Genomic DNA, 24,615 nt, shown 5'->3' on the forward strand with positions numbered 1-24,615 from the left:
TATTTTTTGGTAAGAATTAATACCTTTAAGACAAAATTTCGACTTACTATGGACCAAGAACAACTAGAAATGTATGAATATGCTCGGAAAAGATTACGTCAAAAGAAACGATTGTACTTTCATTTTGTCTTTTTCTTCGTTGGAAGCATATTCCTTTTCATCATCAACAAATGGATTGGTGTTAACAAAGAGGCCAATTGGTACATTTGGTTAGTTACGATTTGGTTTTTCCTTTTCATACTGCATTTCATTAAGGTTTTTATTACCGATAGTTTTATGAATAAAAAATGGGAACAAGAGCAAATCAATCGACTGATGACCATGCAAGAGAAAAAATTAGAGCAATTAAAAAACGAAATTGAGAACAAAAAACCATGATAATACTAATTGCCGCTGCTGCTGAAAATAATGCTTTAGGGAAAAACAATGACCTTTTATGGCATTTACCTGATGATTTCAAACGCTTCAAACAACTCACTTCTAATCATTACATCATAATGGGAAGAAAAACTTTTGAAAGTTTCCCGAAGCCTTTACCCAATAGAACGCACGTAATTATCACACGACAAAAAGACTACAAAGTAGACAATTGCATAGTCGTAAGTGGTTTGAAACAAGCTCTCGAAGTGTGTCCTGAAAACGAAGATGTTTTCATCATTGGCGGAGGTGAAATTTATAAACAATCGATGGAAATTGCCGATTTGATTGAACTCACTCGCGTTCACACCACAATTGAAGCCGATACTTTTTTCCCTGAAATTGATCCCAACGACTGGAAATTATTATCCGAAGAGTTTCATCCCAATGACGAAAAACACCAATACGCATTTACTTATCAAACATTTGGTAAAAAATAATTCGGTTTCTATTATAGACTCAATATCATCTTTTATTACTATTTTTGTAGCCTAAAAAACGGCAATGTCAGAGCAAGTTACACCTTACAAAGATTCTAATTTGGGTAAAAAAGAACAAGTTACTCAAATGTTTGATACCATTTCTGGAAATTACGACGGTTTAAACCGAGTGATTTCGTTCGGAATTGATGTGAAATGGCGTAAAAAAGTACTGCAATTAGTTAGTGAAAAAAATCCCGAAAACATTTTGGATATTGCCACAGGAACAGGCGATTTAGCTATTTTAATGGCCAAAACCAAAGCCAAAAGAATCATCGGTTTGGATATTTCTGCCGGAATGTTGGAAGTAGGAAAAAAGAAAATTGCCGACCGAAAACTGGACAACATCATTGAAATGGTCATTGGCGATTCAGAGCAAATGCCGTTTCCCAACAATCACTTCGATGCCATTACAGTTTCGTTTGGAATCAGAAATTTTGAAACATTAGACAAAGGTCTGACCGAAATTTTACGCGTATTAAAACCCAACGGAATTTTTGTGATTTTAGAAACTTCCGTTCCCGAAAAAACTCCTTTCAAACAAGGTTACGCTTTTTATACTAAATACATTTTGCCATTAATCGGGAAACTTTTTTCTAAAGACAATGTTGCCTACGGTTATTTATCCGAATCGGCTTCCGTTTTTCCGTATGGAGAAAAGTTAAACAATATTTTGAGAAAAAATGGGTTTATAGATGTGGTTGCGATGCCTCAAACTTTTGGAGTTGCAACTATTTACAAAGCTTCAAAAAAATAAACTCAGACATAGAGCAATGAAAAAAGTATTTTTAAGCATCTTCTTTTTACTGTTTTTGAATGGATTTTCACAGTCCAAAGGTATGTTCAGTCGCGATCCAATCATTAACCTTGAAAACTTTGACAAACAACGCGTACATTGGGGTTATTTTCTTGGCTTCAACATGTACGATTTCAAAATAGACTACATAGACACTCCCGATGTTGACATCGAATCCAACACCATTACGGGCTTTAATGTAGGTTTAGTAGGAAATTTGCGTTTACACGAATACATCGATTTACGTTTCGAACCGGGATTGTACTATTGCCAACGTAACTTAAATTATACTGACCCACTTTTAGTTCGTGAAATTGATAAAGTGCGTGAAGTAAAATCAACGTACATTCACTTTCCGTTGTTGTTAAAATTTTCGTCAAAAAGAATTGGAAATGTAAAACCGTATTTAGTAGGTGGAGTTTCTGCTACTTTGAACTTGGCGAGTAATTCAAAATCTGATGATGACAACTACGAACAACGCTTTAGAGTAAAACCTTGGACACGCAATTATGAATTGGGATTTGGTGTTGATTTTTACTTAGAATACTTTAAATTTTCTCCTTCAATCAGAGGTGTTTTTGGTTTGGGAGATGAATTAATTAGAGACAATCGTCCTGACAGTCCATGGACAGGAAACATTGACGGAATGCGTACTAGAGCAATTTTAGTCAACTTTACTTTCCACTAATCTAATTACTGAAAAGTAAACTATTGCTCTTTTCGTTTGAATTCACTCAGGAATATTGCCGTTGCTGTAGCTACATTCAAACTTTCCGTTTTTTTAATCGCTCCAAAACGCGGTATTGCCAAACGCTGAGTAATGTGCTTTTCGACCTCTTTTGAAATTCCATTGGCTTCATTCCCTAAAACTAAAATTCCATCTGCAGAAAGTGTTTCTTGATACACATTTTTACCGTTCATGAAGGTTCCAAAAACTGTTTTTTTTGTAGTTTTTAGATGTTGTGGCAAATCAACATACGAAACATTTACGCGTGCAACCGAACCCATAGTGGCTTGAATTACTTTGGGATTATACACATCAACCGTTTGTTCGGAGCAGATGATTTGACGAACTCCAAACCAATCACACAATCTAATGATGGTTCCGAAATTACCTGGATCACGAATATCATCCAAAGCGATTACTAAACCACTTTCATCAATGGATTTGCCTTCCGGAATTTTAAAAAGAGCCAAACAATTATTAGGAGTTGACAAGCAACTGATTTTTTTCAAATCACTTTCGCCAATAGTAGAAATGAGTTTTTCATTTGTATTTTCAAAAACAGGCTCAGTAACGTACAAATGTTCCAATTCAAAATTTGATAATAGCAATTCTTGAATTACCTTTACACCTTCGGCAATAAAGAGTTTGTGCTTTTGCCTAAACTTTTTCTGCTCTAAGCTCGTTATTAATTTAATTTGGTTTTTACTAACCATAAAAAATGTATTTTTGAAATTAAATAGAATCCTTTGAAAAACTCTCTTGCAAAAATATCATTAATTATTTTAATAGTAATCATCATCGTTAGTTGTAATACGACCAAACGTGTTCCTGATACTAAACGACTGTTGATGAAAAATGAGGTTTCAGTTGACGGCAAACCAGAAAAAGACGAAGATGTTATTAACCAATTGTATCAAAAACCCAATAGCTCAATTTTAGGTTATCGTTTGCGCCTTAACATCTACAATTGGGCAAAAAAAGACACCACCGATTCGATTTTCAGACAACGATTCAAAGACAATCCTAAAAAATTCAAACGATTAGAAAAGTTACTTTCTAAAAAACAAATCAATCGATTAGGACATTCGTTTTGGCACGAAGGAATTCATAAATTTTTAAGAAAAACTGGTGAAGCACCCGTTTTATTAGACACTTTGAGTACTAAAAAATCGCTTCGCCGATTAAAATCCTACTACTATAATAAGGGTTATTTTAACGTAACTGCAAAAGCCAAAACCGATTCAACTGGTTCTAAAAAAGCAGAAGTCACCTATATTGTAGAGAAAAAAACTCCTTATATTTTAGACAGTATCCGAACCACTATAAAAACACCAATCCTCGATTCGTTATATACTACTATCAAATCCAATTCTTCTATAAAATCGGGAAAACAATACAATACGGACGACATTGATGCAGAACGCGCTCGAATTACTCAAGAATTCAGAAACAATGGTGTTTTTTACTTTCAACCTAATTATGTTCGTTTCAATTTAGACACAATTCAAACCAATAAAAAAGTGAATGTCAATTTGATTATTGAAGATCAAAACCTCAGAATTAACGACACCAACCGCACACAACCTTTCCGAATTTACAAAATCAATCGGGTAAATATTTTCACCGATCAATTGGCCAGTAAAAACGAGATTGTGGTGAATGACAGCACCGAATACAACGGCTACCATTTGTACAGCGAGAAAAAATTAAAATACCGCCCAAAAGCGATAACCGACGCTATTTTTATCGCTCCGGGAAACATCTATTCGGATAAAAATACCATACTAACCTCCAAATACATTAGTAATTTAAAAGTATTCAACTATCCTTTAATTCAGTACAATTCTGATCCTAATGACCCAAATGGATTGATTGCCAACATCTTACTTTCACCAAGAGATAAATACACGTTCAATTATTCCATCGATTTTACCCATTCTGATATTCAACAATTTGGAATTTCAGGAAACACATCACTCGGGATTCGAAATGTATTCAATGGTGCCGAATCGTTTGAAATTGGATTCAGAGGAAATATTGGTTCATCCAAAGACCAAGCCAACCCCAACAACACTTTTTTCAATATTTCAGAAATTGGAATTGATTCTAAATTGAGTTTTCCTCGAATATTAATGCCGTTCAATACCCGAAAAATCATTCCGAAAGAAATGATTCCATCAACCTCTATGAGCGTAGGTTTTGCCAAACAAACCAATATTGGACTTGACAAACAAAATTTCACCAGTGCCTTATCCTACAATTGGAAACCCAGACCCAATTCGTCCATCCGATTTGATATGCTGAACGTTCAGTTTGTAAAGAATGTAAATCCAGAAAATTATTTTAACATCTATCGTTCTTCTTTTGAAAATCTAAATGCATTAGCCATTAAGTACAATTACAACACAACCAATCCTGACGATTTTGAAGGTGGGTTTTTGAGAATTGAAGATGGTGTTTTTAATTTTGTTTCGGATGTCTTTACGAACACTATACCAACAACTCCAGAAGATCTAAAAACCGTTTTGAGCATTGTTGAACGAAGACAGCGTTTGACCGAAAACAACTTGATCTTCTCGAGTAGCATCAGTTATTCAAAAACAACCAAAAAAGAATTGCAAGACAATAGTTTTCACACCTTTAAAACCAAACTAGAATCGGCAGGAAACATTTTGTCGTTAGTAGCCAAATTATCCAAACAATTAGACACGCAAGAAGGTGCTAATACTTTTTTGGATGTTGAATATTCGCAGTACATCAAATCTGAATTTGAATACATCAAGCATTGGGATTTAGGAAAAAGAAACGTATTTGCCATTCGAAATTTTATCGGAATTGCAATTCCGTACGGAAATTCTAATAGTATTCCGTTCTCTCGAAGTTATTTTGCTGGTGGAACCAACGATATTAGAGCGTGGCAACCGTATTCACTCGGACCAGGGAAAAGTGGTGGAATTTTAGATTTCAACGAGGCCAACATGAAAATGAGTGTGAATGCCGAATTCCGATTCAACATTTTCAAAAGTTTTAACGGAGCTTTATTTGCTGATGCTGGAAACATTTGGAATGTTTTTGATAACGTAGAAAACGAAGATTATCAGTTCAGAGGAATCAAATCACTAGAAACTATTGCACTCGGAACCGGATTTGGATTGCGTTACGATTTCGGACTTTTTGTATTCAGAACCGATTTGGGCTTTAAGACTTACAATCCCGCTTTTTATTTGGAGGAAAAATGGTTTAGAGAACTTAATTTATCAAAATCAGTTATAAATATTGGTATAAATTACCCGTTCTAATTCGATTAATTATTATTTTTGCATACTTAACTATAAACAACAAAACACATGTCACACAACATAAAACCAGGAGTTGCAACTGGTGACGAAGTTCAAGCGATATTTCAATATGCTAAAGAAAAAGGATTTGCACTTCCTGCAGTAAATGTAATTGGTTCAAGCACAATAAACGGTGTTTTAGAAACAGCTGCTAAGTTAAAAGCACCCGTAATTATCCAGTTCTCAAACGGTGGTGCTGCTTATAATGCTGGAAAAGGATTGTCAAACGATGGTCAGAAAGCCGCTATTTTAGGTGGAATCGCTGGTGCAAAACACGTTCACACTTTGGCTGAAGCGTATGGAGCAACTGTAATTTTACACACTGACCACTGTGCTAAAAATTTACTTCCTTGGATTGATGGTTTGTTGGATGCTTCTGAAAAACATTTTGCTGAAACAGGAAAACCATTGTACTCTTCACACATGATTGATTTGTCTGAAGAACCGATTCACGAAAACATCGAGATTTGTAAAACGTATTTGGCTCGGATGAGCAAAATGGGAATGACATTGGAAATCGAGTTGGGAATCACTGGTGGTGAAGAAGATGGTGTTGACAATTCAGATGTTGACAGCTCAAAATTATACACTCAACCTGAAGAAGTTTCGTATGCCTACGAAGAATTGATGAAAGTGAGTCCGCGTTTTACGATTGCTGCTTCTTTCGGAAACGTTCACGGAGTATACAAACCAGGAAATGTAAAATTGACTCCTAAAATCTTGAGAAATTCACAAGAATACGTTCAAAATAAATTCAACACAGGCCACAATCCTGTAGATTTTGTTTTCCACGGCGGTTCAGGTTCTACTTTAGAAGAAATTAGAGAAGCCATTTCATATGGTGTTATCAAAATGAACATCGACACTGATTTACAATTTGCATTTACCGAAGGAATTCGCGATTATATGACTTCAAAAATTGATTATTTACGTACTCAAATCGGAAGTCCAGATGGAGCTGATTCACCAAACAAAAAACACTACGATCCAAGAAAATGGATTCGCGAAGGCGAAATGACGTTCAACAAACGTTTAGAGCAAGCATTTGCTGATTTGAATAATGTAAACACTTTATAATTAACAATTGATAATTGACAATTACTAATTATCAATTGTCAATTATTCATTATCCATTAAAATTATGGCTTGGTTTAAAAGAAAAGAAAAAGGAATTCAAACTCCTACGGAAGATAAAAAAGACGTTCCAAAAGGATTGTGGTACAAATCGCCAACAGGTAAAATTATTGATACTGAAGAATTGGCTCGTAATTTATGGGTGAGTCCAGAAGACGATTTTCACGTTCGAATTGGAAGTGCTGAATACTTTGAAATTTTGTTCGACAACAATGAATTCAAAGAGCTGGATGCAAAAATGACTTCTAAAGATCCTTTGAATTTTGTGGATACAAAAAAGTACTCTGAGCGTTTAAAAGACGTGATGGAAAAAACCAAATTGAAAGATGCCGTTCGCACTGGAGTTGGTAAATCCAAAGGAAAAGACTTAGTAGTTTGCTGTATGGATTTTGCCTTTATTGGTGGTTCTATGGGTGCTGTTGTAGGTGAAAAAATTGCCCGCGGAATCGATTATTCCATCAAAAACAATGTTCCTTTTGTGATGATTTCAAAATCGGGTGGTGCACGTATGATGGAAGCTGCGTATTCGTTGATGCAATTGGCCAAAACCTCAGCAAAATTGGCGCAATTGGCCGAAGCTAAAATTCCGTACATTTCACTGTGCACTGATCCAACAACAGGAGGAACAACCGCTTCGTATGCTATGTTAGGCGACATCAATATTTCTGAACCTGGCGCATTAATCGGATTTGCCGGACCACGTGTTGTTCGTGACACAACTGGAAAAGATTTACCCGAAGGTTTCCAAACTGCCGAATTCGTTTTAGAACATGGTTTCTTGGATTTTATCGCTCACAGAAAAGAATTAAAAGACAAAATCAACTTGTATTTGGACTTGATTTTGAATCAAGATATTCGATAAAAAAGTATTTAAAAAAACAAAATCCCGTTTCATAAAAATTAATGAAACGGGATATTTTTTGGTGATTAGTACCTAAAAAGCATACTGCAATCCACCGTAGAAATTTCTTCCTGGTGAATTGATTCCGGAAGCAAAAACGCGGTATTGTGTATCTAAAATGTTTTCAACTCCTGCAAAAAGTGTTGCATCTTCAAAAATCGCATACCCCAATTTAAAATTGTAGGTTTCCCAAGCTGGCATTCCGCCAATTGGTGCATACTGCAAATTGTCTTCTCCACTGTTTGAATAGTCTTTTACATCTTTTTTCCCGTTATACAACATATAAGCGTCGAGATTCAGTTTTGAACTGTTGTAAGTCAATCCAATTTTACCAAAATAGGGCGAAATATGATCGAGTGGCGATTGATTTCCATCTTCTACTACTCTACCTAAATTGTAATTGAAACTAGCATTAAAATTCACATTCGAACACAATGACACCAAAAAGCTAGATGAAATTCCCGTAATAAAAGCTTTGCCTTTATTTTGATTGGCAAACACATTACTTGGTGTTCCATCGTAAACAATTACACTTTGACCGTTGTAGAAGAATTCATCCGTTACTAAAGCATCGTACATTCGGGTGTAGAAATAGGTTGTTTCAAATTTAGTCTTTTGCGATGTTGACTGAATGACAAAACCCACATCTGCAGTAACCGACTTTTCAGGCTTTACATCTTCGTTAGGAACAATTATCGTTCCTTGTACCGATTCGAAAATCTTAGCTAGATCATCAATATTCGGGACTCTGAAACCAGTCGCAAGATTTGCTTTTAGCGTAAAATTATTAGAAGTTGATCTAACAATTCCTAAAGTTCCGCTGTAGGTAAAATTGCCTTGCGAAATACTTGAGAATGGAAGCGGAAAAAATTGATCATCTGCAATTGTACTTTTTAAAGCAGTGTAGCCAATTCGTGCACCCGCATTCCAAAATGTTTTAGCAGAAATTCTTTCATTGTACGATACATATAAGTCATTGCGCAACATCGAATTATCTCCGTTTGGATAACGCGTACTAATGGTATTTTCCACTCCAGTATTGATGTTGTTGGAATAAGCTGTCGACTTTAATGTTTCAAAATACGATTCAAAACCATAGAACAACTCTCCTTTGGTAAACTTTCTTTTCAAGTCAGCAGCAACCGAATACATGTTTACGTTTTCTTCTCTGTTTTGCAATGTATAATTACCAAAACGACGGTTGTGTCGGCTTTCTTTAGCATTCTGAAAAGCAGCATTCACTTTCAAATCGCTTCCCAAAAAAGCTTTGTTTTTAGCTATCGAGTACACTCCTAAAACTCGTTGTTGCGGACCGTAATACCATTCGGCATGAGTCAAACCAGTAGACGAACTTGTTTCTGTCAAACGATCGTACCGCGGAATATCAGTAGAAGTTGAAAATTGAAAATTCAAACCGTGTTCAAAACCACTCGAAGTTTTATACGTCAATTTTTGCATCAGATTGTATTGTTTGAAACCTGAATTTTTTTGAACGTATTTGTCATCGTTAGCGATCAACTGATCAACGCCGTTTATAGTAGCCACATAAAAAGGTCGCTCACCAAAAAAATCACCGTTATGGTTTTTACGCTTTCCCATTTTTAAATCGCCAAAATCATTGTACGACAAAGCGGTTAAAGAAGCAAAATTGGTTGTTGCATAATTCAATTGAAAAGCCACTGATTTTTCTTCGTTGACAGTGCTGTAACGCGTATTGATTTTTCCTGTGAAAGGGTTTTTGGCTTCATCTAAAAATTTGGCTTTTTTGGTCGTCATCGCTACTGTTCCGCCCAAAGCGTCGCTCCCAAATAAGGTAGAAGTTGGCCCGTAAAAAACACCCACATTTTCAAGGAAACTTTCATCAACTGTGATGACATTTTGGAGATGTCCGGCTCTGAAGATTAAGTTGTTCATTCGAATACCATCCACCAACAATAAAACTCGGCTGGCTTCAAAACCCCTAATCACTGGGCTTCCGCCACCTTGTTGCGACTTCTGTACAAATAGTGAGCCTGAATTGGACAACATTTCGGCGGTACTTTGAAAATTCTGAAAATCAATTTGTTTTTCAGTGATTGCTTTTACTTGATTGGGTAAAAAAGCAAGATTTGTGGGTAATTTTATGGATATGATTACTTCATCTAATGGTGTCGGTTGTATTGAATCTTTTTCTTTTTGAGAAAAGCCAACCATCGACACCAATAAAAGAAAAAAAGTATGTGTTTTTTTCATATTAATTAGTATTTGTTTCAATTATGGGTTCATTAAATTACAATACAAATCACAAAACAACTATTCAGTGACAAACTGACTACTCATTTGAAATGCAAATTGTAATAAAAATGTATTTTATGAAATACTAACTTTTGGAGGTGGTAATGAAATTAATGAAGGTATGGATTGATAAATAATCTTCTTATAATTGGAAAGTATTCTAACAGATGAATAAACAAAAGGTTCCCATGAAAACTCAGGTTGAAAATACAATAATTTATAAAACCCAAAAGTTTGTTCTCTTTTCTGAGTAGTCTTAGTGTCATTTTGAAAAGCAACAGTCAGAAGACTTTGAAGTTGCTTGTTTAATTTGGTTTCTTCAAAATCCCACCAACACCATAAGTGTACAGAATCATTGGTGATTTTTTTCTCAACCACATCATACATTTGATGTTTGTATTCGAACTCTTTGGAATGTTCCCAACGCAATTTTGATTCAATATCCTTTTGAGAAAAAGCAAAATAGACCAATTCTTTTTTATCCAAACCTGCAATCATTTTCCATTTTATCTCTTTTTTTACTGCTCGTTTTCTTTGATGAAGCCATAAATAAGTGGCACCAATAGGAACTATCAGTACAAACAATAAAAAAAAACTGACTACTTGTTTTTTCAAAAGAAGTAATTTGATTCAAATATACAAAACTATCGCAATGCATTAGATTGATTACATTCCGCTACGAATGGCTTCAACTGGATCCAAACGTGAAGCAGAAATGGCAGGTAAAATTCCAGAAATTATTCCTACAAATATAGACAAACCTGTTCCAATTGCTATATTTGAGAAACTGAGGATAAATTCAAAATCCAATAAATTAGTTAACAACATTGCTAACAACCACACTATTAAAAGTCCGATTATACCACCTATTATACATAAAATTACCGATTCAAAAAGAAATTGAAAAAGAATGAACTTATTTTTAGCACCAAGTGATTTTTGTATACCGATTAAGTTGGTTCGTTCTTTAACTGAAACAAACATGATGTTTGCAATTCCAAAACCTCCAACAAGAAGCGAAAATCCAGCGATAATCCAACCCATAATATTCATTTGAGTGATGATCGCATCAATTTGATCGGTAGCACCTTTTAAGATATTGACAAAAAAAGTATCCACTTGACCCGATTTTAAACCTCTTTTTACTCGTAATTTTTGAATTAATTCTCCTTTAATATCTTCCAAATTAACATTCTCACTTGGTCGTATGATGATGATTGGAGTGAACAATTCATTATTATCTCCAAACATACTTCTAATTTTGTTCATTGGAACGTAAACCGTATTATCAGGATTGGAACCAAAACTAACCATTCGCTCTCCAACTTTTTTCAAGACTCCAATTACGATGAACTTTTGTCCGTACAATCGAATTTCTTTATCAATCGGATTTTGATTTTCAAACAATAGTGAAGCAATTTCATTTCCTAAAATGATGCAATTTCTACCTGAATTAGATTCTTGTTCGTTGAAGAATCTACCCTTATCAAAATCAAGCTTCTCTATATTAATAAATTCATAAGTGCAAGGCTTAATATCAACAGAACTAGCTGTCTTTTCTTCGTATTTAATATTTTCATTTTTGGTGAAAAACTGGTAACAAACAGCTTCAACACCATTAACACTATTTTTTATGTAGTTGTATTCATCAAAAGTAACATGAGGAAATTGGTCTATCTTCCAATCTGGAACCTCACTTGGACCGAAACAATATTTAAATAAAAAAATAGATCTATTGTCTAAACCACTAATATCACTTCTTATTTTTCGATCCAAAGAATCAACTGCAGTTAGCACAGCTATAATCGAAAAAATACCAATCGTAACACCCAATAACGATAATAATGTGCGCAATTTGTTATTCCGCAACGCATTCATTGCAAAGGTAAAACTCTCTTTTATTAATCGAAGATAAACTATCATAGTGCCAAAGTTAAATGATTAGTTTATAAAGTGAGTTTTTTGTTACAAAATTTCAAAATTAATTGGCGGATTTATTGAAAATTAAAGACAAATACATCGAATCCATTTGCTCTAAAAAAAAGTTGCATTTTTATCGAAAAAAATAGTTGTAACTAAAATAATTTCACACTAAAAAAACTACTTTTGCATGCTTTCAACTAACTACAATTTTAAAGCAACAACACTACAACAAATGAGCACAACAAAAACCATTCAATCAGCCCTAATTTCGGTATTTGACAAAACAGGATTAGAGCCAATTGTGAGACAATTACACCAACAAAATGCAACCATTTACTCGACTGGCGGAACTGAAGAATTCATTAAAAATTTAGGAATTCCGGTAGTTGCTGTTGAAGACATCACATCATATCCATCCATTTTGGGCGGCAGAGTAAAAACACTTCATCCAAAAATTTTTGGCGGAATTTTAAACCGTCAAGACAACCCTAGTGATGTACAGCAAATGGAAGAATTTGAGATTCCGCAAATTGACTTAGTTATTGTAGATTTATATCCATTTGAAAAAACGGTAGCTTCAGGTGCTAGTGAAGCCGATATTATCGAAAAAATAGATATTGGTGGTATTTCGCTAATTCGCGCTGCTGCTAAAAATTTTAAAGATACTGTGATTGTTCCTTCTGTTGATGAATATGAATTATTTTTGGAGATGATTGTTTCAGGAAATGGAGCTACCACTTTAGAGCAACGAAAATATTTGGCAACCAGAGCGTTTAATGTTTCTTCACATTATGATTCGGCTATTTTTAATTATTTCAACACAGAAGACACCTACTACAAAGCAAGTATTGCCAATGGTCAAGTATTGCGATACGGCGAAAACCCACATCAAAAAGGGTTTTTCTTTGGCGACTTTGATGCAATGTTTACCAAATTACATGGTAAAGAATTATCATACAATAATTTGTTAGATGTTGATGCTGCGGTGAATTTAATTTTAGAATTCAAAAACGACCAACCCACTTTTGCCATCTTAAAACACAATAACGCATGCGGCTTAGCTACTAGAAACACTATGAAAGAAGCTTATTTGGCGGCTTTGGCTGGCGATCCAACGTCGGCATTTGGAGGTGTTTTGATTGCAAATGGCAACATCGATACTGCAACAGCTTATGAAATCAACTCGCTTTTTTGTGAAGTAGTGATTGCTCCTAGCTTTGATGCTGAAGCGTTAATTATTCTACAAGAAAAAAAGAATCGTATTGTATTGACCATAAACGACGTACCTTTACCTCAACGCCAAGTGAGAACGTGTTTGAATGGTTTGTTAATTCAAGATAGAAATTCGATTACAGACAATAAAGAAGGCCTAAAAACCGTTACACATACAGCTCCAACTTCGCAAGAAATTGACGATTTGATTTTTGCTTCTAAGATCTGTAAAAACACGAAGTCCAACACTATCGTTTTAGCAAAAAACAATACTTTAATTGCTTCTGGAACTGGACAAACCTCACGAGTTGATGCGTTAAAACAAGCCATTGAAAAAGCCAATACATTTGGATTTGATTTGAATGGAGCCGTAATGGCAAGTGACGCCTTCTTCCCATTTCCAGATTGTGTAGAGATTGCACATCATGCTGGAATTACGGCTGTAATACAACCTGGAGGTTCAATAAAAGACGAATTGAGCATCAATTATTGCAACGAAAATAAAGTTGCAATGGTATTTACAGGAATACGTCATTTTAAACATTAATTTTATTATTTTTGTGTGCTAAAATTTATTTACTATAACACGTTAACACCCTTTCATTAACTATGGGATTTTTTGATTTCATGACCGAGGATATTGCTATCGACCTTGGTACCGCAAATACACTGATTATTCACAACGACAAAGTTGTGATTGACAGTCCATCTATTGTAGCTAGAGACCGAATTACAGGTAAAATAATTGCTGTTGGAAAAGAAGCCAATATGATGCAAGGTAAAACCCATGAAAACATCAAAACCATACGACCATTAAAAGACGGAGTTATTGCCGATTTTGACGCATCTGAAAAGATGATTAGTATGTTCATCAAAAGTATTCCTGCTTTAAAAAAGAGAATGTTTACTCCTGCTTTACGCATGGTAGTTTGTATTCCGTCTGGGATTACCGAAGTGGAAATGCGTGCGGTTAAAGAATCGTGTGAGCGCGTAAACGGTAAAGAAGTATACTTAATTCACGAACCAATGGCAGCAGCTATCGGTATCGGAATTGACATCATGCAGCCGAAAGGAAATATGATTGTGGATATAGGTGGTGGAACAACCGAAATTGCTGTGATTGCATTGGGCGGAATTGTTTGTGATAAATCAGTGAAAATTGCAGGTGACGTTTTTACCAACGACATCATTTATTACATGAGAACACAGCACAATTTATTTGTGGGTGAAACTACAGCTGAAAAAATCAAAATTCAAGTCGGCGCAGCAACTGATGGTTTAGACACTCCACCAGATGATATGTCAGTTCAAGGAAGAGATTTACTTACAGGAAAACCAAAACAAGTAGAAGTTTCATTTAGAGAAATTGCCAAAGCATTAGATAAATCCATCCAACGTATTGAAGACGCGATTATGGAAACCTTATCTCAAACTCCACCTGAATTAGCTGCTGATATTTACAACACAGGTATTTATCTTGCTGGTGGTGGATCAATGCTAAGAGGTTTAGACAAACGTATTTCTCAAAAAACAGATTTACCGGTTTATATTGCTGAAGATCCGTTGAAAGCGGTGGTAAGAGGAACTGGAATTGCGTTGAAAAACATCTCTAAATTTAGAAGTATTCTGATTAAATAAAATTCCAAAATCAGATTCCAAATCCCAAAATATAGTACAACAATCCTAAATTTTGGAGTTTGGAATTTGAAATTTTATACTACTTAAATTATGCAGCAAATATTTAATTTTATATTTAAAAACAGCTATCGTATGCTGTTTTTGCTGCTTATTGGCATCTCATTAGGACTTACTATTCAATCGCATTCGTATCATAAAAGCAAATTAATAAGTTCGGCCAACTTCTTATCGGGCGGAGTGTATCAAAAGATGAACAATGTAGAAGAGTACTTCAATCTGAAAATTCAAAACGAAGAACTAGCTCGAGAAAATGCGCGTTTGAAAAGTTTATTGTTCAATCAAAAAGACAGCACAACGATCAAGGAAGTTGACAGTGTTTTTGGAGTGAAGAAAATCAATATTATTGAATCGAAAGTAATTAAGAACTCATACAATGTTCATCAAAATTACTTAACTCTTAACTCAGGTTACAAACAAGGTGTCAAAAATGATATGGGTGTAATTAACAGTTTAGGAATTGTTGGAGTAATTGAAAACACTTCGGCTAATTACTCGACGGTTTTAAGTATCTTAAATACTAACCGATTAAAATTCAATGCTAAAATAAAAAAATCAGGTCATTTTGGTTCATTAACTTGGAATGGCAAAAATGCGGGTTACGTTCAGTTGATTGATGTACCAAGATTGGCACAAGTTAGAAAAGGTGATACAGTAGTCACAGGAAATCAATCGGATATTTTTCCAGAAAACATCAACATTGGGGCAATCGAAAAAGTATATATTGATGATGAGACTAACTTTTACACTTTAGACATTCGTTTGTTTAATGACATGACGAGTTTGGGCTATGTTTACATCATCAAAAACAAAGACACTCCCGAAATAAAAAAATTAGAAAAAATAACCACAACCGAAGATGAATAGCACCGTTATTTATAATACTCTTCGTTTTGTACTGTTGCTTGCGGCACAAATAACCATTTTCAATAATATGAATTTATTGGGTTATGTAAATCCGTTTCCCTACATCTTATTCATTATGCTTTTCCCTGTGAATGGAAATCGCTACAGTTTGTTATTATCCAGTTTTTTATTAGGATTGACAATGGATATGTTTTTAAATTCGGGTGGTGTTCATGCTACATCCTGTTTAATTTTAGCCTACTTCCGACCTTATATCTTTAAATTTTCGTTTGGATTGAGTTACGAATACCAAACAGTAAAAATAAACGACTCATTATCTCCCGAACGGTTTTCGTTCATTCTCATCTCGGTAATTATTCACCATTTCAGTTTATTTATTTTAGAAATTTTTACCTTTGAATATTTCTTTACAATTATTACCCGAACGATACTAAGTACACTGTTCACTCTGATTCTTAGCATCATAATAATTTACTTAATTAAGCCCAACAGACGATGAGAAAAGCATTGCTTCCAACACTAGTTATCGTAGCAGGAATTTTGTTATTGATACGGCTTTTTTATTTGCAAATCATCGATGACACTCTGAAATTAAAGTCGGAGAATATCTCAATTAAAATCAACTATACTTATCCTGAACGCGGTTATATCTATGATCGAAATGGAGAATTATTAGTTGCCAACCAACCATCGTATGACATCATGGTGGTTCCAAGAGATGTAAAAAACATCAATGTGGATGAGTTTTGTAAACTTCTTGGTATTACCAAAGAAGAGTACAACAAAAAAATGGAAAAGGCAAAAGTCTACAGTCCGATGTTGCCCTCTGTTTTTTTATCTCAATTGAATAAATCAGAATATGCTGCTTTTCAGGAAAAAGAGCGTCGTTTCAGTGGATTTTACATTCAGAAACGGTCGTTACGTGATTATCAGGTTGCCAATGGCGCCAATATTTTCGGATTCATCAATCAGGTGAATGAAAAAATCATCGAAAACAATCCGTATTACAAAAGTGGTGATTTAATTGGCAAACAAGGTGTTGAAGAATACTACGAAGAAATTTTAAGAGGGCAAAAAGGAGTTAAATACATTCAAAAAGATAAATTCAATCGAGAAATTGGCTCCTATAAAGAAGGAAAATACGACACTATTGCCAAACAAGGAAAAGACATTACTTTAACCATTGATGCCGAACTTCAAAAATACGGTGAAGAATTGATGGTGAATAAATGGGGTGGAATTGTAGCTATCGAACCCAAAACGGGAGAAATATTAGCATTGGTTACTGCGCCATCCTACGATCCTGCGATTTTAGTCGGAAGACAACGATCACGAAATTATACATCACTCTATCACGATTCTATTGCAAAACCTTTGTACGACAGAGGATTATTGGCAGAATATACTCCAGGTTCGCCGTTTAAAATCTTAACAGGATTGATCGCATTACAAGAAGGCGCCATTAATGATAGTACAACTTTCTTCTGTAGACGCGGTTTCAGATACGGAAGAAAATTCATGCGCTGTCATTGTTCGGGTGGTGGAGTTCGACTACACAGAGCCATTTATCAATCGTGTAACAGTTATTTCTCGCAATCCTATATGCGTTTGATCAACAAATTCAAAACACCTTCTGAAGGCGTAGACGCGTGGAGCAATCACCTAAAAAGTTTTGGATTAGGAAACTTTATGGGTTACGATTTGCCGACAGGTAAAAAAGGAAATATCCCAACATCAAAAACTTATAACAAATTATACCCAAACGGCGGTTGGAAAAGCACCAACATCGTTTCCAACGCGATTGGTCAAGGAGAAGTATTGTTAACGCCAATGCAGTTGGCTAACTTTATGGCAGCCGTTTCTAATAAAGGGTATTATTACACACCTCACATCATCAAAAAAATTAATGGCGGCGTGATTGATAAAAAATTCAGAACCAAACACGTTACCACAATTGACCGAAAATACTTCACTCCTATTATCGAAGGAATGTTTGATGTATACAATAAAGGAACCGCAGCCGGACTTGGAGTAAAAGGCATCGAAATTTGTGGTAAAACGGGTACGGCTGAAAATTACCTTCGTGTAAACGGGAAAAGAATAAAACTTCAAGATCACTCGATATTTGTAGCGTTTGCACCAAAGGACAATCCCAAAATTGCCATTGCTGTATTTGTTGAAAATGGATATTGGGGTGCACGTTGGGCTGGACCAATTACAACCTTAATGATTGAAAAATACCTCAACAAAAAAATTACTCGTGTTGAATTTGAGAAACGTATGTTAAATGGAAGTCTGAAAGGACAATACCAAAAGTTGTATCCTAGAAAAGTTCAGGATAGTATTGCGCGAGTGAAAGACAGTATTGACCGAATAAAAAAGAAAGAAGATTCAATAAAAAAAGCAAAAAAAGAGAACAAAGACATTTTATCCGACAAAAATAAAACCAAGAAAAAAGATACTGTAAAACTGAAAACCTAATGAAGAATCAAAGTGTTTCAAGCAATATTGATTGGATGAGCATCATGATTTATACCGCTTTGGTAATCATGGGTTGGCTCAACATCTATTCATCGTCTTTGTCGACTGCTGCAGTTGACTCTTCCATTTTTGATGCTTCTCAAATTTACGGGAAACAGTTTTTGTTCATCTTAATTTCAATTCCGATTATATTTGTTGTGCTTTTTGTCGAACCCAAATTCTACGAAAAGTTTTCCATAATTATCTTTGCCGTTGCCATACTCGCCCTGATTGGATTATTCCCATTCGGAAAAACCGTAGCTGGACAACGCTGTTGGTACGCCATAGGAAGTTTTACTTTACAGCCTTCTGAGTTTGCCAAAGCCGCAACATCATTAGCATTAGCCAAATACCTGAGTGATGTTCAAATCAATTTAAAACACACTAATCGGCAACTTCAAGCCTTAACAATTGTATTTTTACCTGTTCTTTTGATTCTCCCTCAACCCGATCCAGGAAGTGCTTTAATTTACTTTTCGTTCTTTTTTGTGCTCTTTAGAGAAGGTTTACCTGGTTGGTATTTAGGAACTGGTTTAGTCGCAATAATTGTTTTCATACTGACTTTGGTCTTCGAGAATTCACTAATAGTCGTACTAATCGCTACAGTAGTTTTAGTCATTCATTATTTACGCAGTCGTTTAATTGAACGCAATATCATTGGCAGTTTAATCATATTGGCGCTTGTCACTATCTTCTCCTTTTCGGTGAGTTTTGTATTCAATAATGTATTCAAACAACACCACCGTGACCGTTTCAATATTTTACTCGGAAAAGATGTAGACGAACGCGGAATTGGCTATAACACCGATCAATCTGAAATTGCTATTGGATCAGGTCGTTGGATTGGCAAAGGATTTCTTGAAGGAACGCAAACCAAAGGCGGATTCGTACCCGAACAACATACCGATTATATTTTTACTACCGTTGGTGAAGAATGGGGATTTTTAGGTTCTGTTTTTGTAATCGGACTTTTCGTAGGCTTAATCGTTCGAATCATCTATTTGTCCGAACGACAGAAGACCAAATTCAGCAGGGTTTACGGCTATTGCGTAGCCAGTATACTGTTCATTCACTTTTTCGTCAACATCGCCATGGTAATTGGAGTTTTCCCAACCATCGGAGTTCCGTTGCCGTTTTTCTCATACGGTGGCTCTGGTCTTTGGGGTTTTACCATCTTACTGTTCATCTTCTTAAAAATGGATGCCAATAAAGTCAATGAGTGGTAATTTTTGAAGCTAATCCAGCCATTCATTACAAGAATTTTGCAATCCAAACCTTTTTGTAAAAAGCAAAAAAGCTTCTTAGGTCGCTTTTTTTCTTTAACAAAAACTGGCTTGTCTTCGCAAAATTGCTTTCCATTACTGTCTGGGCTATTTGAAACTCCAGTTTTTATAGTCACTATTTTTTTCTAAACGAACTTCATCTGCATCATTCAATTTCGGAAAGAAATCAATTCCAGTGCGCTTTTCAACTTCATCTACCGAAACCACAAACTCATATAACGGTCGGTCACTATCGCGGTGCGGAACCAAAAATGCAATCATTTTATAATCACCATCGTTTTCATCCAACAAAACTTTGTAAAAATAATTCGGAACCGTTACGTCTTCATCCCCAATTGTCGGTAAATTTTCATCTAAAACTCCACCTGTAACCACGTAAATTCCATCGTACTTTCCTGCCCAATACCGCACTTTTTGCTCCAATCGATTCCAAATACCTTCATTAAAATCGTGCAATTGAGGCGAAATATTCGAAGTATAAAACGTTTCATCAAAAGCCGATTTCGAATACTTTCGGTCGCCCGCCGGACAAAGATGTCCTTTGTCATAACCCGAACGACGGTAGTTTTTCCAATCTGCCGAAGCACTACTCACTTTTGGATCTTCAATAAAAAAAGGGCGCTTAAAATAGTTGTTGTTATAATTGAGTTCGCTTTTTTTCAATTCATACGCCACCCATTCGGCTTGTTCATTTTCTTCAGAATACGATAAAATATAACCCTCGTGTTCAATAATTTGATTCGTGGTTGACGAAGGCAAAAAATCAAAATCACTACTTGCCTTTTCAACAGTTTGATCTTTAGAACTTACTTTGACTTCAGTAGTAGTTACTTCTCTTTCATTATCCATACGACAGGAAACACTGAGTGTAGTAAATATTAGACAGCCGATTCCTTTATAAATCCAATTTTTATTCATATATTTATACTTCATAATTTGTTCAAAGAAACAATATTAGAGAAACATAAAAAAGAATACTAATTAAATTAAAGAAAAATGAAATTAAAACTTTTAATAGCTGGAGTTGCTTTATTTGGAATGCAAATGGCGACTGCTCAAGAAACTGTAATTGATTCAGCAGCAGTACAGAAGGAAAGGCTTGAACAACAACTGAAAGAAGACAAGCAAGCCCTAAAAGAACAAGAGCGAATTGAAAAAGAGCGAAAAGACGCCGAGAAGAAACAGAAAGACATGGAAGAGCGTCAGGAGAAGTTAGAAAAAGAACAAAAAAAGGCTGAAAAAGAATTGAAGAAAGCCGAAAAAGAGCAAAAAAGATTAGAATCGGCTCAGAAAGACGTTAGAAAATACGAAGACAAATTGGACAAAGCGAGAAAAGACTTGAACAAGAAAGAAACTAAATTCGCCAAAGCCAAAGCCAAAGGAAAACTTTCTCCGGTAGACATTGAAAAAGCAAACGTTGACATCACCAAACAACAATTAAAAATCAAAGAAATCGAAGAAGATATCGAGAAAGCCAAAAAGAAACTTAGAAAATTGCAATAAATAAAAAAAGCCTAGTCGATTGAACTAGGCTTTTTTTATGCAGAACAATTGAGATTAAGACTTGATTAATTTCTCTTTCTTGTCTTTAGATGTCAAACCTTTTTTAAATCCGCTATTAGGCTGTAAATCATCTAAAACACGGATTGCTTCTTCAATGTAAATATCATTGGATAATGTTTGGAACCAATCTTCTCTTTTCTCTTTCAAAGACAAATTGTTTTTGAGCAATTCTTTTTCATAATCCAACGTTGCAAAAGGCAATTGATTGGTGTATTCTTTTAAAGATTTGAACTTTTTATTGGCTTCCTCTAATTTCTTTTGTTCTTCTCTGAACTTTTGCAATTGCAAGCTGTACACATTTTCATTTCTTCTGATATCGCTCCATTTTGCATACTCATCAATCAATTTGAATTGCGGGTTATTAGCAATACGCATTTTACTATTCGCTATAGCGGCATCAAAATTGGACGATTTATCCCAAGTTTTATAATTTGCTGGCGCGATTTTATCCCAAGGCATAGCGTTTTCGATATCGCGTTCACCCATTTTTAGATAACTGTATTGATCAGGCATAAAAACATCGCTGGTTACTCCTTCAAGCTGAGTTGAACCACCATTAATTCTGTAAAATTTCTGAGTAGTCGTTTTTAAAGCACCCAAATCTCCGTATTCACTTCCTCTGATGAATTGATTCAAATCGATTACATTTTGAACCGTTCCTTTACCGTACGATTGTTTACTTCCAATAATTACGGCTCTTTTGTAATCTTGCATTGCTGCAGCCAAAATTTCAGATGCCGATGCAGAGAAACTGTTTTGCATGATTACCAATGGTCCATCCCATTGAATTTTTGGATCTTTATCAGATAGCACTTCTTTTTTTCCAGCAGCCGATTGAATTTGAACAATCGGACCTTGATCGATGAACAATCCAGCAATATCAACAACGGTTTTCAATGAACCACCACCATTATCTCTAACATCCATTACAATTCCTTGAACGCCTTCTGCTTTTAAGCGTTCTACTTCTATGGCAATATCTTTACCAGCATCTCTACTGTCTTTGTTTTCAAAATCAATGTAGAATTTTGGCAAATAAATAATACCGTATTTCACCCCATTTCGATCAATAATACACGATTTAGCGTAGGTTTCTTCAATTTCAACCTCATCTCTAATAATGGTAATTACTTTTATAGTTCCATCGGCTTTCTTCACGGTCAAACGAACTTCAGTTCCTTTTGGTCCTTTAATTTTTTTCACCACATCATCCAAACGCATTCCGACAACTTCAATTGGTTCGCCATCGGCTTGAGCCACTTTCAAAACGATGTCACCTGCTTCAAGTTCTTTTCCTCTCCAAGCTGGACCACCCAAAATAAGTTCGGTGATTTCGGTAAAATCGTTTTTCTTTTGTAAACGAGCACCAATTCCTTCTAATTTACCACTCATACTAATATCGAAACGCTCTTTTTCTTCCGGAGCAAAATAGGAAGTATGAGGATCAAAACGCGCTGTAATCGCATTGATGTAAACTGAGAACCAATCTTTTCGCTCCAATTCTTTAACAAAAGTGAAGTATTCGTTCAATGATTTTAACGAACTTTCTCTACTTTCTTTTTCAAGATCAGCATACGACTTCGATAAGATTTCAGTTTTGGTTTTTTCAATTTTGTCTTTTTGTGCTTGCGACATCTTATCGTACTTCGCTTTTTCGCTTTCCGATTTTTCAGCAACAATGCCTGATTTAGCATCGTCTTGCATCTTTAATTTATCAGCAAGATTAGATAGAACCGTCAACTTCAATTGTTTTCTCCAACGCTCATTCAATTCTTTCTTGTTTTTAGCATAAGGTAGTTTTTCGTAATCTGTATCAATTTCTTCAGCCACATTAAAGTCGAATGGTTTATCCAAAATCTCTTCATAAATTGATTTCGTTTCATTCATACGTTGCACCAAACGATTGTAGGTCAAATCGAAGAAATCCAGCTTCTTCTCGAGGATTTGATCATCGATTTTCAATTCATACTTCGCAAATTCATCAATATCCGACTGCAGAAAATAGCGTTTTGACGGATCTAAAGCTTCAATATAATCTTTGTAAATGCCTTTTGACAAATCATCATCAAAGGTTTTCGGGCTGTAATGACCTTTCTCTAAAACGTAGGTCAACAGTTCAATTAATAATTTATCTTTTTCCGGATCTTCGGCATTCGTTTTTGGAATAAAACTCCACAAGCCAACCGATAAGGCCAGCACGACCAAAAGCACTTTATAATTCCTTTTCATAAATTGAAGTATTGTATTCATTAAATTTTTCAACTAAATTATATAAAAAATTATGCCAAAATAAACCCTAACGCATAATTTTTTGTTAAACTATAATCCAAATACTAACTGAATGTTAATATTAGCCAAAGTTATAAAAAATGTGTAGCAATAAGTAGTAATTTAAGTATTTTTGTTACAAATTGAATTCCAAAAACAACTTTATTAAATGCCAAAAAAACCACTAATTTTAGTAACCAACGACGACGGAATTAACGCACCGGGCATTCGTGCTTTAATTGAAGTCATGAGCGAATTGGGCAATGTTGTTGTAGTTGCTCCTGATAGCCCGCAAAGCGCAATGGGGCACGCAATTACCATCAATAGCACACTTTACATCAACACCATTTCTAAGGAAAATGCCACCATAAAAGAATACAGTTGCTCTGGAACTCCGGTAGATTGTGTGAAAATTGCAGTCAATGAGATTTTAAAACAAAAACCTGATTTGTGTGTTTCTGGAATCAATCACGGTTCCAATTCATCAATCAATGTGATTTATTCAGGAACCATGAGCGCGGCTGTTGAAGCGGGAATTGAAGGTATTCCGTCAATCGGTTTTTCACTTTTAGATTACAATTGGAATGCTAATTTTGAACCTATAAAATCGTTTGTCAAAAAAATTGCCTCCGAAGTGTTGAAAAACAAATTGCCCGATGGTGTTATTTTGAATGTGAATTTTCCTAAATTGGATGAAGATAAAATCAAAGGAATTAAAGTATGCAGACAAGCCAAAGCCATTTGGGAAGAACGATTTGACAAACGTCAAACTCCGATGGGAAAAGATTACTATTGGTTGGCAGGAGAATTTGTCAATTTAGACAAAGGTGAAGACACTGATGAATGGGCGTTAGCCAACGGATATATTTCTATTGTTCCCGTTCATTACGATATGACGGCGCATCATGCTATACAAACAATAACTAATTGGGATATTTAATTATGAACAAAGATCTTTTGTTAGGAATTTTATTGGGACTTATTGCCTCATTTGTAGGCACTTATTTGTACGTTTCCCTCTTTACTGATTTCAATTTAATTCAAGATTACAAATTATTGAATTTTAGTGGATTATTAGGAAAGGTAATCACTTTAGGCACTATTTTAAGTGTACTTACTTTTATATTCTTCTTTTACAAAAAAAAGGATTCGATTGCCAAAGGTGTTTTAATTTCAGTAATTGCATTAGTGATTCTTACCTTTTTTGTTTAATCAATT

22 protein-coding genes are annotated in these 24,615 nt (G+C 35.0%); 16 read left to right on the forward strand and 6 right to left on the reverse strand.

Annotated features, from left to right (window positions below; genetic code table 11):
• Window positions 1–48 precede the first annotated feature (48 nt).
• The 4 genes from VK161_RS05975 to VK161_RS05990 all read left to right on the forward strand — a co-directional run bounded on the left by VK161_RS05975 (window position 49) and on the right by VK161_RS05990 (window position 2,380).
• Entirely contained in the window at window positions 49–378 is a 330-nt protein-coding gene (locus tag VK161_RS05975; protein WP_324213852.1) for a 2TM domain-containing protein, read from the forward strand.
• Entirely contained in the window at window positions 375–857 is a 483-nt protein-coding gene (locus tag VK161_RS05980) for a dihydrofolate reductase (RefSeq protein WP_324213853.1), read from the forward strand. The genes VK161_RS05975 and VK161_RS05980 overlap by 4 nt, the downstream gene beginning before the upstream one ends.
• 64 nt (window positions 858–921) lie before the next feature.
• Window positions 922–1,653 carry a bifunctional demethylmenaquinone methyltransferase/2-methoxy-6-polyprenyl-1,4-benzoquinol methylase UbiE gene (ubiE, locus tag VK161_RS05985; RefSeq protein WP_324213854.1) on the forward strand — a complete coding sequence of 244 codons (732 nt, stop codon included), beginning with the start codon at window positions 922–924 and terminating at the stop codon, window positions 1,651–1,653.
• Window positions 1,654–1,669: 16 nt separating this feature from the next.
• Window positions 1,670–2,380, forward strand: a complete 711-nt coding sequence (locus VK161_RS05990) for a porin family protein (RefSeq protein WP_324213855.1) — start codon at window positions 1,670–1,672, stop codon at window positions 2,378–2,380.
• Window positions 2,381–2,400: 20 nt separating this feature from the next.
• Here VK161_RS05990 and VK161_RS05995 read toward each other — a convergent pair whose 3' ends face one another.
• Window positions 2,401–3,132 (reverse strand): RNA methyltransferase, encoded by a 732-nt coding sequence (locus VK161_RS05995; protein WP_324213856.1) that lies wholly within the window; start codon window positions 3,130–3,132, stop codon window positions 2,401–2,403.
• Window positions 3,133–3,165: 33 nt separating this feature from the next.
• On the opposite strand from VK161_RS05995, the gene VK161_RS06000 reads away from it, so the two are divergent.
• The 3 genes from VK161_RS06000 (at window position 3,166) to accD (ending at window position 7,753) form a co-directional block, all read left to right on the forward strand.
• Window positions 3,166–5,718 (forward strand): BamA/TamA family outer membrane protein, encoded by a 2,553-nt coding sequence (locus VK161_RS06000; protein ID WP_324213857.1) that lies wholly within the window; start codon window positions 3,166–3,168, stop codon window positions 5,716–5,718.
• Window positions 5,719–5,766: 48 nt separating this feature from the next.
• Complete coding sequence (gene fbaA / locus VK161_RS06005; RefSeq protein WP_324213858.1) at window positions 5,767–6,834, forward strand: class II fructose-bisphosphate aldolase; 1,068 nt, start codon at window positions 5,767–5,769, stop codon at window positions 6,832–6,834.
• 64 nt (window positions 6,835–6,898) lie between these two features.
• Window positions 6,899–7,753: an acetyl-CoA carboxylase, carboxyltransferase subunit beta gene (gene accD / locus VK161_RS06010; RefSeq protein WP_324213859.1), complete on the forward strand. Its 855-nt coding sequence runs from the start codon at window positions 6,899–6,901 to the stop codon at window positions 7,751–7,753.
• Between the two features lie 72 nt (window positions 7,754–7,825).
• Here the strand turns inward: accD and VK161_RS06015 are convergent, their stop codons facing one another.
• The 3 genes from VK161_RS06015 to VK161_RS06025 form a co-directional block, all read right to left on the reverse strand.
• A complete protein-coding gene (locus tag VK161_RS06015) occupies window positions 7,826–10,024 on the reverse strand; it encodes a TonB-dependent receptor plug domain-containing protein (RefSeq protein WP_324213860.1) in 2,199 nt (732 codons plus the stop codon).
• A 117-nt stretch (window positions 10,025–10,141) separates the two neighbouring features.
• Window positions 10,142–10,681 carry a hypothetical protein gene (locus VK161_RS06020; RefSeq protein WP_324213861.1) on the reverse strand — a complete coding sequence of 180 codons (540 nt, stop codon included), beginning with the start codon at window positions 10,679–10,681 and terminating at the stop codon, window positions 10,142–10,144.
• 51 nt (window positions 10,682–10,732) lie between these two features.
• Window positions 10,733–11,989 carry an ABC transporter permease gene (locus tag VK161_RS06025; protein ID WP_324213862.1) on the reverse strand — a complete coding sequence of 419 codons (1,257 nt, stop codon included), beginning with the start codon at window positions 11,987–11,989 and terminating at the stop codon, window positions 10,733–10,735.
• A 232-nt stretch (window positions 11,990–12,221) separates the two neighbouring features.
• On the opposite strand from VK161_RS06025, the gene purH reads away from it, so the two are divergent.
• From purH to rodA, 6 genes are all read left to right on the forward strand, one after another.
• A complete protein-coding gene (gene purH, locus VK161_RS06030) occupies window positions 12,222–13,748 on the forward strand; it encodes a bifunctional phosphoribosylaminoimidazolecarboxamide formyltransferase/IMP cyclohydrolase (RefSeq protein ID WP_324213863.1) in 1,527 nt (508 codons plus the stop codon).
• Between the two features lie 62 nt (window positions 13,749–13,810).
• Entirely contained in the window at window positions 13,811–14,839 is a 1,029-nt protein-coding gene (locus tag VK161_RS06035; protein WP_324213864.1) for a rod shape-determining protein, read from the forward strand.
• Window positions 14,840–14,929: 90 nt separating this feature from the next.
• Window positions 14,930–15,763: a rod shape-determining protein MreC gene (mreC, locus tag VK161_RS06040; protein ID WP_324213865.1), complete on the forward strand. Its 834-nt coding sequence runs from the start codon at window positions 14,930–14,932 to the stop codon at window positions 15,761–15,763.
• Window positions 15,756–16,262 carry a rod shape-determining protein MreD gene (locus VK161_RS06045; protein ID WP_324213866.1) on the forward strand — a complete coding sequence of 169 codons (507 nt, stop codon included), beginning with the start codon at window positions 15,756–15,758 and terminating at the stop codon, window positions 16,260–16,262. The genes mreC and VK161_RS06045 overlap by 8 nt, the downstream gene beginning before the upstream one ends.
• The gene (gene mrdA / locus VK161_RS06050) at window positions 16,259–18,244 is read left to right on the forward strand and encodes a penicillin-binding protein 2 (protein ID WP_324213867.1); all 1,986 of its coding nucleotides are present in this window, start codon (window positions 16,259–16,261) and stop codon (window positions 18,242–18,244) included. The genes VK161_RS06045 and mrdA overlap by 4 nt, the downstream gene beginning before the upstream one ends.
• On the forward strand, window positions 18,244–19,509 hold the full coding sequence (rodA, locus tag VK161_RS06055) for a rod shape-determining protein RodA (RefSeq protein WP_324213868.1): 1,266 nt from the start codon (window positions 18,244–18,246) through the stop codon (window positions 19,507–19,509). The genes mrdA and rodA overlap by 1 nt, the downstream gene beginning before the upstream one ends.
• A 144-nt stretch (window positions 19,510–19,653) precedes the next feature.
• Here the strand turns inward: rodA and VK161_RS06060 are convergent, their stop codons facing one another.
• Window positions 19,654–20,499 (reverse strand): DNA/RNA non-specific endonuclease, encoded by an 846-nt coding sequence (locus VK161_RS06060; RefSeq protein WP_324213869.1) that lies wholly within the window; start codon window positions 20,497–20,499, stop codon window positions 19,654–19,656.
• A gap of 63 nt (window positions 20,500–20,562) precedes the next feature.
• On the opposite strand from VK161_RS06060, the gene VK161_RS06065 reads away from it, so the two are divergent.
• Window positions 20,563–21,069 carry a hypothetical protein gene (locus VK161_RS06065; RefSeq protein WP_324213870.1) on the forward strand — a complete coding sequence of 169 codons (507 nt, stop codon included), beginning with the start codon at window positions 20,563–20,565 and terminating at the stop codon, window positions 21,067–21,069.
• 54 nt (window positions 21,070–21,123) lie between these two features.
• Here the strand turns inward: VK161_RS06065 and VK161_RS06070 are convergent, their stop codons facing one another.
• Complete coding sequence (locus VK161_RS06070; RefSeq protein WP_324213871.1) at window positions 21,124–23,379, reverse strand: carboxy terminal-processing peptidase; 2,256 nt, start codon at window positions 23,377–23,379, stop codon at window positions 21,124–21,126.
• Between the two features lie 187 nt (window positions 23,380–23,566).
• Between VK161_RS06070 and surE the strand changes: the two genes are divergently transcribed.
• Complete coding sequence (gene surE / locus VK161_RS06075; protein ID WP_324213872.1) at window positions 23,567–24,337, forward strand: 5'/3'-nucleotidase SurE; 771 nt, start codon at window positions 23,567–23,569, stop codon at window positions 24,335–24,337.
• Window positions 24,338–24,339: 2 nt separating this feature from the next.
• On the forward strand, window positions 24,340–24,609 hold the full coding sequence (locus tag VK161_RS06080; RefSeq protein WP_324213873.1) for a hypothetical protein: 270 nt from the start codon (window positions 24,340–24,342) through the stop codon (window positions 24,607–24,609).
• Window positions 24,610–24,615 lie beyond the last annotated feature (6 nt).

This window comes from Flavobacterium sp., assembly GCF_035299245.1.
Classification (GTDB): Bacteria; Bacteroidota; Bacteroidia; order Flavobacteriales; family Flavobacteriaceae; genus Flavobacterium.